14 protein-coding genes are annotated in these 14,301 nt (G+C 39.1%); 4 read left to right on the forward strand and 10 right to left on the reverse strand.

The genetic code is table 11. The features are described 5' to 3' along the window. Positions 1–5: 5 nt before the first annotated feature. Both ACZ5L8_RS01180 and ACZ5L8_RS01185 read left to right on the forward strand, forming a co-directional pair. A complete protein-coding gene (locus ACZ5L8_RS01180; RefSeq protein WP_464439137.1) occupies positions 6–1,721 on the forward strand; it encodes a hypothetical protein in 1,716 nt (571 codons plus the stop codon). Positions 1,722–1,832: 111 nt separating this feature from the next. After that, complete coding sequence (locus ACZ5L8_RS01185) at positions 1,833–2,516, forward strand: peptidoglycan DD-metalloendopeptidase family protein (protein WP_464439139.1); 684 nt, start codon at positions 1,833–1,835, stop codon at positions 2,514–2,516. On the opposite strand, the gene ACZ5L8_RS01190 is transcribed toward ACZ5L8_RS01185, so the two are convergent. The 5 genes from ACZ5L8_RS01190 to ACZ5L8_RS01210 all read right to left on the reverse strand — a co-directional run bounded on the left by ACZ5L8_RS01190 (position 2,517) and on the right by ACZ5L8_RS01210 (position 6,046). After that, positions 2,517–3,083, reverse strand: a complete 567-nt coding sequence (locus ACZ5L8_RS01190; RefSeq protein ID WP_464439141.1) for a DUF1989 domain-containing protein — start codon at positions 3,081–3,083, stop codon at positions 2,517–2,519. It abuts the gene before it with no gap. A gap of 1 nt (position 3,084) precedes the next feature. After that, the gene (locus ACZ5L8_RS01195; RefSeq protein WP_464439143.1) at positions 3,085–3,747 is read right to left on the reverse strand and encodes a YqcI/YcgG family protein; all 663 of its coding nucleotides are present in this window, start codon (positions 3,745–3,747) and stop codon (positions 3,085–3,087) included. A 260-nt stretch (positions 3,748–4,007) separates the two neighbouring features. After that, on the reverse strand, positions 4,008–4,505 hold the full coding sequence (locus tag ACZ5L8_RS01200; protein WP_464439144.1) for a hypothetical protein: 498 nt from the start codon (positions 4,503–4,505) through the stop codon (positions 4,008–4,010). Between the two features lie 68 nt (positions 4,506–4,573). Continuing rightward, on the reverse strand, positions 4,574–5,284 hold the full coding sequence (locus ACZ5L8_RS01205; protein WP_464439146.1) for a carboxypeptidase-like regulatory domain-containing protein: 711 nt from the start codon (positions 5,282–5,284) through the stop codon (positions 4,574–4,576). A gap of 3 nt (positions 5,285–5,287) precedes the next feature. After that, positions 5,288–6,046 (reverse strand): carboxypeptidase-like regulatory domain-containing protein, encoded by a 759-nt coding sequence (locus ACZ5L8_RS01210; RefSeq protein ID WP_464439147.1) that lies wholly within the window; start codon positions 6,044–6,046, stop codon positions 5,288–5,290. A gap of 230 nt (positions 6,047–6,276) precedes the next feature. Between ACZ5L8_RS01210 and ACZ5L8_RS01215 the strand changes: the two genes are divergently transcribed. Further along, positions 6,277–7,284, forward strand: a complete 1,008-nt coding sequence (locus ACZ5L8_RS01215; RefSeq protein ID WP_464439149.1) for a 3-oxoacyl-ACP synthase III family protein — start codon at positions 6,277–6,279, stop codon at positions 7,282–7,284. Here the strand turns inward: ACZ5L8_RS01215 and ACZ5L8_RS01220 are convergent. Together ACZ5L8_RS01220 and ACZ5L8_RS01225 are read right to left on the reverse strand one after the other, a co-directional pair. After that, entirely contained in the window at positions 7,271–7,684 is a 414-nt protein-coding gene (locus ACZ5L8_RS01220) for a hypothetical protein (protein WP_464439151.1), read from the reverse strand. The two genes, ACZ5L8_RS01215 and ACZ5L8_RS01220, sit on opposite strands and share 14 nt — an antisense overlap. Next, positions 7,681–9,855, reverse strand: coding sequence for an endonuclease MutS2 (locus ACZ5L8_RS01225; RefSeq protein WP_464439153.1), 2,175 nt, complete (start codon positions 9,853–9,855; stop codon positions 7,681–7,683). Before ACZ5L8_RS01225 ends, ACZ5L8_RS01220 begins: the two co-directional genes overlap by 4 nt. Before the next feature lie 42 nt (positions 9,856–9,897). On the opposite strand from ACZ5L8_RS01225, the gene ung reads away from it, so the two are divergent. After that, the gene (gene ung / locus ACZ5L8_RS01230; protein ID WP_464439155.1) at positions 9,898–10,563 is read left to right on the forward strand and encodes a uracil-DNA glycosylase; all 666 of its coding nucleotides are present in this window, start codon (positions 9,898–9,900) and stop codon (positions 10,561–10,563) included. A gap of 282 nt (positions 10,564–10,845) precedes the next feature. Here ung and ACZ5L8_RS01235 read toward each other — a convergent pair whose 3' ends face one another. The 3 genes from ACZ5L8_RS01235 to mscL all read right to left on the reverse strand — a co-directional run bounded on the left by ACZ5L8_RS01235 (position 10,846) and on the right by mscL (position 14,297). Then, positions 10,846–11,697 (reverse strand): substrate-binding domain-containing protein, encoded by an 852-nt coding sequence (locus ACZ5L8_RS01235; protein ID WP_464439157.1) that lies wholly within the window; start codon positions 11,695–11,697, stop codon positions 10,846–10,848. Continuing rightward, entirely contained in the window at positions 11,697–13,751 is a 2,055-nt protein-coding gene (gene ppk1, locus ACZ5L8_RS01240; protein ID WP_464439159.1) for a polyphosphate kinase 1, read from the reverse strand. Before ppk1 ends, ACZ5L8_RS01235 begins: the two co-directional genes overlap by 1 nt. Positions 13,752–13,847: 96 nt before the next feature. Further along, positions 13,848–14,297: a large conductance mechanosensitive channel protein MscL gene (gene mscL, locus ACZ5L8_RS01245; RefSeq protein ID WP_464439161.1), complete on the reverse strand. Its 450-nt coding sequence runs from the start codon at positions 14,295–14,297 to the stop codon at positions 13,848–13,850. Between the last annotated feature and the right edge of the window lie 4 nt (positions 14,298–14,301).

The following is a 14,301-nucleotide window of genomic DNA, read 5'->3' on the forward strand; positions in this document are numbered from 1 at the left end:
AAGCTATGAATGTAACATTGAAAAGATATAGCCTATTACTTTTCCTGGTATTAGTGGCCCTGCCGCAGGCTTGGGCTCAGGATAAAACCACAAAGGTCAAGGAGCGATTTAATGTAAATGATGATGTTAATATCAATCTTGATTCTCAAAACTGTGATGTTGTTTTTGAAGACTGGAACAAAGATGAGGTAGAGGTAGAGGCATATCTAGAGACTGATGGTCTTACAGATGATGAGATAGATCAGCTTAAGGCAAACTGGAGAATGCATATTCAAGGAAATAGTAATGTGATTCGCATAAACAGCATAAGCCAGAGCGGCGGTGGTTTTGCCATGGGGCGTATGCCTATGGGTGGTGGTATGGATGAGCTTATACGTTCTTCTCTATCTGTAATGCAACCAGTGATGGAAAATCTTGTAGGCCCTATGATAGAAGGATTTGCAGGAAAACCGCTGCCTAGAGAATATTATCAGGGTGTGAGTAATATTAAATTTGATTATGACGCCTTTAAGCGTGATGGTGAGAAATATATAGATGAGTACAATCGCAAGGTAGAAGCGAGCTTTGGTAAAGATTTTGACAAAGCCATGGAAAAATGGAAGGTTGAAAACTCTGAAATGAGGAAGAAGTGGGAGCGCAAAATGGGAGATAACCTAGGATTACCGCAATCACCATTTGGAACTACGCGTAACCTTGACTTTGATCATGATATTTATGAGAAAGATAAAAAGGCCTACGTTGCAAGATTGAATAAGAAGTACAATACTAACGCTTCAGTGGCAGATGTAGAGAAGTGGCTTGTTGAAATGGAGAAGTGGGGAGATGACTTAGGTAAAGACATGGAAGCTTGGGGGCAGAACTTTGCAAAGCAATTTGGTGGAAACATGGAAGCTTGGGGTGAAACCTTCGGGAAACAATTAGAGAAAGGTATGGATGCCTGGGGAGCAAATTTTGGTAAGGAAATGGAAGCTTGGGGTGAAAACCTTGGTAAACAGATGGAGCAATGGGCAAAACAGACTGAAGGTAACTTTGAAAAACGAGTAGAGCAGGACGAGAATGGAAACATCAGGACTATAGTGAGTTTTAGCTCTGGCAACATGAGAAGCAATAAGCCAGCTGCAAAAGGCGCTAGAAAAATTGTAATTCGTAAGCCTAAGTCAGCATTGCTTAATCTTAATATTCGTCATGGTAATGTTGATCTAGGAGACGCGGTTAACGCACGTTTAAGTCTTTCTCACGGAGATCTTGTTGCACAAAATATAGACGGAGATAAAACCATACTAGCAGTAGCATACAGCCCAGTAAAGATCGAGAAGTGGAGTAACGGTACAATGCGCAGTAGTTATGTAAAAGACTGTGTGATCGGTGAAGTAGAGAAGATCAATATGGACGCTCGTGCGAGTAATGTGGTAATAAACGAGCTTAATGATAGCGCGATAATCTCAGGGACTTTTGGAGAACTTTCGATCCCAAAAGTTGGTAAAAATTTCAACAGTCTTAATATCAATCTAGAGAATAGTGATCTAGTGTTAAGACTTCCAGATGCGGCATTCCATTTTAATTACACAGGCACACGCAGTAACTTGAATTATCCTAAAAAACTGGATACTAAAGTGATGCAAAGCTTTGATAGCAAAATGGTAAATGGCTTCAATAAATCGCGCAATACAGATAGTTCAATTTCTATCTCAGCAAAATTTAGTGACGTAGTAGTAAATTAGATAATTGATTTTTATAGTGTTTTAGTTTAGCTTGAGATCCCGCCATTGTGCGGGATCTCTTTTTGATGTAAATCATAGCAAAAGCCCACAAAACATTTTTATTTTTGCGCCATGACTAATGAAGAATTCTCAGATTTTTTAGTTGGCCTTACGGCGAAATTCACTCCGGTGGTTCAAGGTTTTGATCAAGCAGATTACGTATCTCTTGATCTGTCTAAAACCAATGCAGAACTAACCGAATTTGACACATCTTCTTCTCGTTCAATTAGTGATTATGTTGATTTGATAATTGAAAGAGCAGGAGGAAAGATCGCTTATGGAGGTTATGATGAGCAGCGCAGTATTTATGATCGTAGCATCTATTTTTCTGATGCGCAACAAGAGCGTCGCAATATTCATCTGGGAGTTGATCTTTGGTGCGCAGCCGGCACCGAAATTCTTGCACCACTAGAAGGAAGAGTTCACAGCTTTGCAGACAATGCAAATCATGGCGACTACGGCCCATGTATAATCCTTGAACATAATTTTGACGGTCAGATCTTTTATTCTCTTTATGGGCATCTATCAAGATTGTCTCTAGATGTTATTGAAGTAGGAGAAAAAGTTTCAACTGGCGATGTGATCGCAAAACTTGGTGAACCTTTTGAAAATGGTGATTATGCGCCACATTTACACTTTCAATTGATACGTGATCTGCAAGGCAAAAAGGGAGATTACCCGGGCGTTTGCACGCAATCACTTAGAAGTTTTTATTTATCTAATTGTCCAGATCCTAATCTTATTCTTAAGATCTAATTACTGCTTTAAAATTTCATAAGTAACACCTTCAGGAGTTTGATCTTCAGCTAAAAATTCTTCTGCTGTTAATCCTACGATTACATCTGTGCATGCTTTAAAAATTAGATGATCACCGGCGTTACTCTTAGAACTTTTCGCGTTAAGCGTACCATCACTATCAATACTCACATTTTTAAAAACATTAAAAGCGTTAGAAATATCATCTTTTTTAATGCTAAAGTTCCTCAAACTATCTAGCATATGCGTAAGGCAGGAATCAAATTCTTTATCCTTTGATTGGCACGGCGGCATCAAAATATCATTGTTTTTATGTGTGTCTTTGAGGATCTCAACCAACTTATTATTGCGATTACTCCAAAGAAAATTACCGGTGCTCAAAGCGATCGTTTTCTCAATTTCTAATGTTTTGCCGGCGCATAATTTCTCATCAATATTACGCGCATTAAATAAGATCATGTTGCAAATATTCCCGCCAGAATGGTCAGTGATCTTGAGTTGATCTCCTTTGCGCAGTACAAAAGCGCACCCTTTTTTTGCTTTGGTATTCTTTTCTGTGGTAAGCATTTTATGGATTTTGAGATTTTCTAAGCACCTTCATGGCGTGCCCGCGGCCATATTGCCTCGCATTAAGTTTTAACGCAGTCTCATCAATAATAGCTTGCGTTTCTTGCGTGTGATCTTGCAACACATTAAACTCATTAATCGCTGTGATTTTTCGCTTTCGCGAAAAGGACTCACTCAACTCACGTTGAGAAAAGATCATAGCTGGATACGGACTTTTTCTGTTTTTCTGTTCGCTGCTGGGATGCATCCCGATCACATAGAACGATTTACCTAACACACTGAAAAAAAACTGATCATCTTTTAATTCGTGAGCGGTTTGCTTTTTCCATGGGTGTATGTCTACAAGATGAAGGTAACGCAATTGCTTCCAAAGTAATTTTTCAAACTGCGCTTCTGTATAATATTTACGCTTAGGGAAGATGGCAACAAATTCTGCGCAATCGTTATCGTTATTCTGGCAAAATTTAAGATGATCTTCAATATCAGCAAGAAGTTCGATTGCTGTTTTTTGAGAACCTAAAGCATCATACGTGCGAAGTGTAAACTGATCGTCTTCTAATGATGAATGTGCATTTTTTGCAAAGAATTTCTCAAATTCTTTACTCACATCAGCAATTTCTGACCTAGAAATTATCGATGAACTTGTATTGTTGATTGATTTCATAGCTGATTTTTCTAACAATTAAAATTATCGATAATATTATTCTTAGTTCTTCTATACGTTCTTAATTGTGAATTATTTAACGACGAATGCAATTAGCAACATGGATCAAATACTTGTAAAAAATCAGTGTATAAAGCTGTTACCAGTAAAAATGCCTTTGGCGAAAGCCATAAAAAAGGAGCGACAATTACTGCGCTCCTTGATCTTGTTTTTAAAAACAGATTTTAGCTGCTTTAAATTTTATTATTAATTATAATAAGTTAGATCTCTGTAGAATCTTCTTTTGCTAGACCTTTTTTGATCTCTTGTTGATCTTCGTGAATTTTGTTTAATTCACTTTTGATCTTTTCAAGATTTTCTGAGATTTTCTCGTTGTTAGTGTTAATCTCTTTGATCTTTTCGCTCATAGCGGTAAGGTCATCACTATTTTTAACCATATCATCATCCATACTTTGATGCGTGTTAATAATAGCTTGTATGTCGCTAAGTTTTTGCGCTTGTGTATTGAGCATTTCTTGATGAGCCATCAAGTCACTCAATGCAGCAGAATCTGTCATTTCTAGATCAGCAAGGCGCTCTTGCAAGGTCATACTTTGACTTTTAAGCCCTTCATGCTTTTCGGTCATCGCTGCGTGCACAGAGTCAAGATCATCTGTGTGCATTACAAATTCAAGATATTCTTCATGTAGTTTTGCGCGGGTGTCGTCGCAAGACGAGAATAAAAGAGCCGCAGCAAAAAGAGGAATTAAATATTTCATTGTAAAAATTATTTTTATCGAAAGTAAATTAAAGTTTATAATTCTTGCGATAAGATAATGTTAAGGATTTAGCGATGCCGGCGCATCCAGCGTGAGCGTGGTTTTCTTCCTGAATTAGAAGATTTACTCACTTTAATTCCTCTGGAAATTGCTAAACCTACAACGAGGACCTCTTCCATTTTGGACAGATCTTGCTGCATCTTACAGGTCTCGGCACTATTTATAGGTTTGATAATATCTAAATAGCCAACGTAGGATATTTTTACCTGACTATTCTCATTTATAGAGTTAATAGGCACTTCCATTTCGTAATTCCCATCAAAGTCAGGTACTGTAGAGTAATTGGTACCAATCAATTCTACTGCTGCACCAGGTAGTGGAAAATCATCATCAGCGGTAACATTTCCTTTAATGAGTTTTGTTTTTGGATCAGTATTTTTTTTGGCTGGGCTTTCTATTTGCTCCGTTTTTGGGTTTTTATCATCCTGAGCAAACGCTCCGCCAGCCATTGCCATTAGCGTTGTAAAACTTGCAACGAGCTTCCAGGGAGTTCTTCTTTTTTCGCTTGGCGCGAAAATTTCTCTTTCTAATTGGCCAGCTCTAAATCTTCCACACAGATGTTTACCATTTTTAAAACGGTTTGCGATCTCGCTGTCTGTATACTTTGTAAAGTCAATCACTTCTTTCTCGCAACTTGCACAGAATTTTCCTTGCTCTGTGGGAGTCATGTCGTGCCAGTTTTCGCCGCAAGGCTCAGGGATGTTGATCTTGAAGTACATGATCTAGTATTTAGATTTACGAAAATGCATCCAGCGTGAGCGTGGTTTTTTCATGCTTTTAGAATGAATCTCAATATCAAATTGTCCTGATACTGAATAGTCCATGGTTATGCTACAGTATTTATAATTTTTTACAGACTTATATGAAGGTTCAAAGCCTACATAGTAAAAACCTAATTTACTTTCTTCAGCTAAAATTTCAATGGGCACTTTTAAACTATATTTTCCGTCAAAATCAGTAAGCGTCTGGTATTCTGTTCCTTCAAGAATCACCGTCGCTGCTGGCATTGGTAAGCCCTCATTGTCTATGACAACGCCCTCAAAAACGCGTAAGCCATCAACAACCTTTGGTAAATTGTCAGCGTTGGTTTTCTCTTTGATCTTGAACTTTTCAGGGTTTGATTCTGTAGGATGGTCCTTATCGGTTTTACCATCCTTGTATTGGGAGTAAGAAAGTGCTGGTTCTCCTTGAGCAAACGCTCCGCTAGCCATTGCCATGAGTGTTGTGAAACTTGCAACAAGCTTCCAGGAAGTTTTTCCTCTTTCGCTTGGCGCGAAAAGGTCTCTGTCAATTTGTTTTGTTGAAAACCGACCACAAAGTTTCTCGCCGTTCTTTAGTTTACTTGCGAGTTCGCTGTCTGTGTAATTTGTGAAGTCAATAACTTCTTTCTCGCAACTTGCACAGAATTTTCCTTGCTCTGTGGGAGTCATGTCGTGCCAGTTTTCGCCGCAAGGCTCAGGGATGTTGATCTTAAAATACATACATCATTAAAGATACTGAAAACCTTTGAGATATTTCATATTCTTTATCGTTATAGAGTTGTTGCTTTTTCGCCGTAAGGCAACTACAAAGATTTGCGAATTATAATTTCAGGTAAAATACTATGCGTGCATATTAAACAAATGCTATTTTTGATGCAAAATTTTGAGGAAATGGTATCTTTCCTATTCAATGAGCCACTTGTTTTGTGGCTCTGTTAATTTCTAAGCATATGTACACTTCTAAAATAGCTGGTCTGGGTTCTTATGTTCCCGAAAATGTAGTAACAAATGATGATCTTGCAAAGCTCATGGATACAAATGACGCTTGGATACAAGAGCGCACGGGTATCAAAGAACGTCGCCATATTAAAAAAGGTGATGGCAACAGCACAGCAAAAATGGGAGTGAAAGCTGCAAAAATCGCGATCGAGCGGGCTGGGCTTTCGCCAAAAGATATCGATATGATCGTTTTTGCAACCTTGAGTCCAGATTATTACTTCCCAGGTTGTGGCGTGCAAGTGCAAGAAATGCTTGGGATGCGCACGGTTCCTGCTTTAGATGTGCGTAATCAATGTAGTGGTTTTGTGTATGCGATCTCTACTGCAGATCAATTTATCAAAACCGGAATGTACAAAAACATCCTTGTCATAGGTTCTGAAAATCATAGTGGCGGTCTAGACTTTACTACGCGTGGTCGTAGCGTGAGTGTGATTTTTGGTGACGGTGCAGGAGCGGCAGTTTTGAGCAGGGCAGAAGAAGGCGAAGGCGGAATCTTATCTACGCATTTGCATAGTGAAGGTGAGCATGCTTTAGAGCTTTCGCTAAAGGGACCAAGCACAGAGCAATGGGTGCCAGAGATCATTGAAACCAATCCGCAGGAGGATATACCTTACTATCCTTACATGAACGGACAGTTTGTGTTTAAAAACGCGGTGGTGCGATTTGCAGAAGTGATCAATGAAGGTCTTGAGGCAAATGGCCTTGCGGCGGAAGACATAAACATGATGATCCCGCATCAAGCGAACTTAAGGATCAGTCAATTTGTACAGAAGCAATTTCGCTTAAGTGATGACCAAGTGTATAATAATATCCAGAAATACGGAAATACAACTGCAGCTTCCATCCCGATCGCGCTAACTGAAGCATGGGAAGAAGGAAAGATCAACAAAGGAGATCTTGTAGTTCTTGCAGCTTTTGGTAGCGGATTTACCTGGGGAAGTGCGATTATTCGTTGGTAAACTTAGCGTCTGTTTCTTGCACTAGTTTTTGATGAAATCTAAAGTTCTCAAAGAAAATCTTCAGCTCTTTTTGAGCCTGAAGTTTATGGACTATAAGTAATGTGAGAAAAAATAAAAACAAGATGGCTGTTGCTAGCCAAGCTCCATTGATCAAGGCATAAATAGCAAAAACAAATCCAGAGATGAAGAACAGCCAATGAATCCATGGGTGTTTAAATCTACTTTTGATCTTAAACCTGTTCTTTTCTGTGAGTTTTCCTGTTATTCTATATTTATTACGAAAAGATCGTCTCTGTAATCTAAACCTATCTTCTTTAGCAGCATAATGATACGCTTTTTCACGCTCCATTGAAGAAAGCACTTTCTTGGTCAATGCGTTATTAGGTAAAGATTCTATCATGATTTCCCCTTCTGTACAAACTCTAATTGATCAACATCCACCTTTGTGGTAAACATGCCATAATCTACCGTGGCTTTACCTTTCTCAATACTATCAACGGTGCCCACAGCACGGCCATCAGGTAATCTCACTTTATCACCCACTTTAATGGTAACCTTAGGTTTTGCAGCTTCAACTTTTTCTTGTTGTTTTTTCTCTTCTTGCTTTTTCTTGCGGATCACATTAACCTTCTGCTGCGCTTCTTGCTGAACTTTACGTTCTTTAGCTTTCTCTATGCGTTTTTGTTTAGCAGATTGTTTCTGGCGTTTGCTGTTTTCTATTTGCACCAGTTTAACCATTTCGCCTACGAGCTTTTTCTTATTCTTATCATAGAAAAATTTCTCTGCCAGATCATCTAGTTTTTGACCCAGGTAGATCATGCGTTGGTTACTGTCATATAGTTCTTGATAGCTCTCGAGCTTCTGCTGTATGCGATTTGTAGTGTGCTCCAATTCCTTTTGTTGCTTTATAGCTTCTTGCTCTTGAGACTTAAGCGAAGTTGTGGTTTTTGCCAGTTTGCTGCGCTCTTTTTGAAGATCTGCGATACTCTTGTCAAAACGTATTTTACCGCGCTCTACTTTTTTCTTAGAACGATTGATCAACGAATATGGTATTCCGTTTTTTTGCGCGACCTCAAAGGTGAACGAACTTCCTGCTTCGCCCACATGCAGTTTAAAAAGCGGTTGCAACGTGCGAGCATCAAAAAGCATATTTGCATTGATGATAGCTTCGGTTTCATTAGCCATCATTTTCAAGTTTGCATAATGCGTCGTGATGATGCCATAACTTCCTTTTTCATGAAAAACCTCAAGAAAAGTTTCCGCAAGAGCGCCACCCAACTCAGGATCACTACCGGTACCAAATTCATCAATAAGAAATAGCGTTTTATCATCGCACTTCCTGATGAAATAATTCATGTTCTTCAAGCGGTAGCTGTACGTGCTGAGGTGGTTTTCTATACTTTGATTATCGCCAATATCTGTCAAGATCTTATCAAAAAAACAAAATCTAGAATACTCATGCACAGGAATTAAAATACCGCTTTGCAACATCACCTGAAGCAGACCAACGGTCTTTAAAGTAATACTTTTACCGCCGGCGTTAGGACCGCTTATCACAATGATGCGGTTCTTTTCGTCCAGCTTTATGTCTTGTGGATAGGTATCTTCGCCACGCTTTTTGTTTGAAAGATACAATAGCGGGTGATACGCTTCTTTCAGTTCGATTTCGCGATCTTTTGTGATCGTAGGCAAGACAGCATTTATCTTTTCGGCATATTTCGCTTTCGCGGAAATGACATCTATTTTAGCCAGTAGAATTTGATATTCAGCAAGCAATTCGCGATGCGGTCTCAACTTTTCTGTAAGTTCTCTGCGTATGCGTTTTACCTCTTCTTTTTCTTCATATTCAAGGTTATTCAACTCACGCTGATTTTGCATGGTTGCTTCCGGCTGAATGTAAACAATGCTTCCGGTTTTAGAATTCCCCAGAATACTACCTTTTACTTTGCGGCGGTGCATGGCTTGCACGGCAAGAACGCGCACATTGTCAACGACGGTTTCTCGTATTTCGTCAAGATAACCGTAATTATTATACGTGCTCAATGCCGAAGCAAAACTACTGTTTATGCGGCCTTTTACAACATTGATCTGTTGGCGTATTTGTTTAAGCAGCGGTGACGCATCGTCTTTTATTTCGCCAAAGCGATCAATAACAGCATTAATAGCATCCACGATAATTGTGGTATACTCTGTTTCTTGCACGAGCATCGCAAGGTTAGGGTAGAGCTCGCCATATTTTTTAAAGAAACGCAAATGTGTATTTACAGTTTCAGAGATGCTGCCTATTTTTCTAAAACTTCCTGTTTCAAGAATGGTTTGCTCTATCGCAAGCATTTTTAGCTCATTATCAATAGGATCAAAACCGTGATTAGGAATTGCGCTTTCTTGCAATTTACTATTGACGTATTCATTAGTCTGATGCAGAGAAATCATGGTCTTGCGGTAAGATCTTTTTGGCTTTAAAGCCAAAGCACGCTCTTTACCTTTATCTGTAGTACAAAGCGCAGAAACCTGTTCACAAACCGTGGGAAACTCAAGATCCCTGAGTGTCTTAGAATGAATTTTTATCATAGCAAATGCCTATTTTTAAGGCTCAGCAAAATTAGGTAATTAATGAATGTTAGCATAGAGCAAAGCTGGAAGGCTGCGTTGAAAGGCGAGTTTAATAAACCTTACTTCAATGCGCTTACAGATTTTGTAAAAGAGGAATATACAGCACATAAATGTTTCCCGAAAGGAAGTCAGATCTTTAATGCGTTTGATTTTTGTGCGCTAGATGATGTTAAGGTCGTGATCTTGGGTCAGGATCCTTATCACGGAGTAGGGCAGGCGCATGGTTTGTGTTTCTCAGTTAATGAAGGTGTGGCGATGCCGCCGTCGTTGATCAATATTTTTAAAGAAATAGAGCAGGATCTGGGTAAGCCTTTTCCTCAAAACGGCAATCTAGAGCGCTGGGCAAAACAAGGCGTTTTGCTACTTAATGCTACGCTTACCGTGCGCGCGCATCAAGCAGGATCGCATCAAGGTAAAGGCTGGGAGCAGTTTACAGATAAAGTTATTGAAGTGATCTCAGCACAAAAGGAGAATGTCGTTTTCTTGCTTTGGGGCGGTTATGCAAAAAAGAAGGCTGCAAAAGTAGATAGAAACAGGCATCTTGTTTTAAGCAGTGGTCATCCATCGCCGCTTAGTGCAAACCGCGGACTTTGGTTTGGGAATAAACATTTCAGTCAGACAAATGCTTTTTTAGAAGAGAAGGGTAAGCCTGCTATTGAGTGGTAGAAGTTTTATTAGGTTTACACCAAAAATAAACCCGAGCGAGAGCTCGGGTTAAATTTTTTAGGGGGTTACATTTAAGTTTGCGATTAGGTCCACTTTTCTTTTTTCTTTGCTTGCGGATCAGGATTTCTACTGAAGTGAAACAAAATTAAGTTGATGAAAAGCAGGGCTCCTAGAATAATTAAAAATACACCCATGATTAAAGAATTATTTGATTTTCGTAGCTTTTAGACAAAAGTGCGCAAATAAATCGATTAGGTTGTAAGAAAAAATGTAAATTTTATATTAAATATTTCTTAAAAAATTTTCACTATCTATTGGATTTTCAAGTATTTGCAATTGCGTTAATCTGTCCAAAACACGCTTAATTTCGTGGTTATCTACTTGTTTTTGAGACCATTGTGTCTTTAAGAGCCATTTTTCAACGTCTTCTTCTTTTTGTAAATATCTATCCGACAACGTTTTAGAAAGGCTGTAGGAGTTTTTGAAATCTTTTGTAAGAATGTTGAGCTGGTCTAAAAATTGCCTTCCTAATTCAGCATTTTCTTCAAGAAAACTTTTCGTGGCAACGATAACAAAACTGCTCCACGGCGTAGGGAAATCTCCCAGCCATCTGAAAATTCCTTTATCTACTACCGGCTTTGTGGTAAAATGTTCCCACATAAAATAGTCGGCTTTGTCATTACTCAAGGCTTCTATCGCGCCATCTAAAGTACCGATCTCAACAAACTTAAGATCGCTGGTATCCCAGCCCATTGCATCTGCATGCAAATAAGCCATAAGATGTGAGCCAGAGCCGTACCTGCTTATCGCAATGCGAGCGCTTTGTAGATCTTCTTGCGTTTTAAATTTACTGTCTGCCGCAACGTGAATGCCCCAAAGCAATGGCGACGAGACATAATTCTGCACGATCTGTGTGGGATTGCCATTTGCAATATCACGCACCACGCCTTCTAGCAAGATGATCGCCATATCAACATCGCCAGCGCGTAATGATTTGTTCATGGCGCCGGTGCCGTCTGGATATTCATGCCATTCTACTTCAAAGCCATTGTCTTTAAAAACTCCGCTTTCTATGCCTTGATGCACAGGGAAGTTAAAATGTTCTGGTACGCCGGCTAGTCTTATTTTTTGCATTAGTTATGTGTCTTTTTTAGATAATCATAAATGACATATTGCGATCGAATTTCTGCTTCACCATCTTGTACTTTCACAAAAGTATTTTTCTCGTCTTTGTCGTGAATACGTGCCTTTTGATTATCCTTAAGTTGTATTTCTAGTATCGCTTTAAGTTCTGCAAAGATATCCTCATCATAGATAGGAGCAAGCACCTCGATACGACGATCTAGGTTACGCGTCATCCAGTCTGCAGAGCCCATGTACATTTGCTCTTCGCCATCGTTATGAAATAGATAAATACGCCCATGCTCAAGAAAACGGTCTACAATACTTGTGATATATATATTCTCGCTTAAGCCTTTAACACCAGGTATCAATGAAGAGAATCCGCGTACGATAAGTCTAATTTCAACGCCCGCCTGACTCGCCTTATACAACAATTGTATCATCTCAACATCTTCAAGCTGATTCATCTTTGCCGTGATCTTAGCTTTTTTGCCAGAACGTGCATTTTCGATCTCTTGATGAATCAGTTTTTCAAAGGTTCTGCGCGTCGTAAAAGGAGAAACCAGCAGATGCTTGTTGCGTGGAATGATAAGTTCGCCTTCTAGCACTCTAAATACACGGTTAAGCTCTTTAGTGATCTTTTTGTGCGCAGTAAAAAGTCCGTGGTCTGTATAGATCTTTGCTGTATTACCATTAAAGTTGCCAGTGCCTATATAGGCGTATCTTCTACTTTTTTCGCCCTCGTTTCTACGGATCATAAGGATTTTGCTGTGCACCTTAATGCGCGGATAACTATAGATCACACGCGCTCCTTTTTCTTCAAATTTTCTTCCCCACTCAATATTGTTCTCTTCGTCAAAACGGGCTTTTGCTTCCACAAATATGAAAACCTTTTTTCCGTTTTGTAATGCTTTTACAAGGGCAGAGGTCAATCTTGATTCTTCCGCAATTCTATAGAATGAGATCTTAATTTCGGTGACATCTGGATCTTCCGCGGCTTGCTCCATAAGCTCTTCTACATAGTTAAAACTCATGAACGGGAAGTGAACCAATTGATCTTTTTCTGCTATAGCTGTGAAGTAGTTTTTGGCTGTAGCCAAAACCTTATGTGGCAATGGTTCTAGCTTTTCATACTTCAATTTAGGATTATCAGAAGGATCTGGGAATTTAAAAAAGTCATTAAAATTGTGATATCTGCCACCTGGCATCATGTCAATTTTACCCAGATTGAGCAGTTTTCTTAGACGTTTTACATCAGGTTTTTCCATCGCTGAATCATACAGCAAACGCGTGGGCTGACCTTCCATACGTTGATGTAGCGATTTGTAAATACGCTCTGCAAGAATGCCGTCTAACTCATCATCAAGATACAGCTCAGCATCTCGCGAAAGTTTAATTTCATAAATGCCAGCGATCTCTTTATCTGCAAAAAACTCTGGGATCTTATGTCTTATAATATCATCAATGTAAGTGATATAATGTTTGTCGCCGTCTGAGCATAACTCCACAAATCGCGTAGCCTCATTAACGGGAATATTCACAAAACCTAGCTCTGATTCATTTTTAAAAGTGACACAGAAGTACAATGCCTGGTTGTCTAAAAACACCGTTGAGGAACTTGATAATTTAACGACCTGCGTTTGTATGTGTTCTTTGAGATGTGTTTTGTACCAGATGTTTGCAAGATCTGTTTGCATCTCATTATAATCTTCTGCAGGCAGGAGATAGATTCCGTTTTCTTCGAGCTCTGGTACGATTTGCTCTTTGTATATTTTTCCAAAACGGATCTGCTGTTCTTTAACTCTGCTCAGGATCTCTTTTACCGTCTTGTTAGGGCGCAGTGATAACTTCTTGCGTATGCTTTTTTCAACGCGTTTCATTTGACGCAATTGAGAAACTCGCACTCTAAAAAACTCATCTAGATTAGAAGAAAAGATCGCCAGGAATTTCATGCGTTCGTAAAGCGGATTGTACCTTTTGTCTTCTGCTTCCTGTAAAACGCGCTCATTAAAACTTAACCAGTTAATGTCCCGGTGAACTATATTTTGCTGATCTTCTGTTGTCATGCTTATTTTTTGCTTGTGGCTAAAAATACAAAAGCCTAATCCAGAGGTGGATTAAGCTTTTGTTAAAAGGAAAATACCGGTGAGTTATATTTTTCTTTACTCCTGATCTTTAGTTTGAAGCATTTCGTTTTGCTTCTCAAGCAGGTCGCCTATGCGATCTAGAAGTTCAATATTCTTGGGTGTTGCGACGGTTTCATTTTTAGGATCTTCAGCTTTTGCTTTAAGGCTATTCATGAATTTTACTACGATAAAAACCGTGATCGCAATGATGAGAAAATCTACAGCAGTTTCTATCAAGATGCCATAACCCATCGCGACTTCTTCTTTTACCACTTCGCCATTAACGATCTGTGCAGGTTCAAGAATCCATTTTTTGTTCTTCCAGTTTACGCCATCTGTAAGCATGGTGAGCGGTGGCATAAAGATCTGTTTTACCAGCGCATCCACCACTTTATTAAATGCAGCACCAATGATAACACCTATGGCGATGTCTATCATATTTCCTTTAATGGCAAATTCTTTGAAGTCTCTGAGTAATTTTCGCATAAGC

The sequence above is a fragment of the Leeuwenhoekiella obamensis genome (assembly GCF_055391795.1).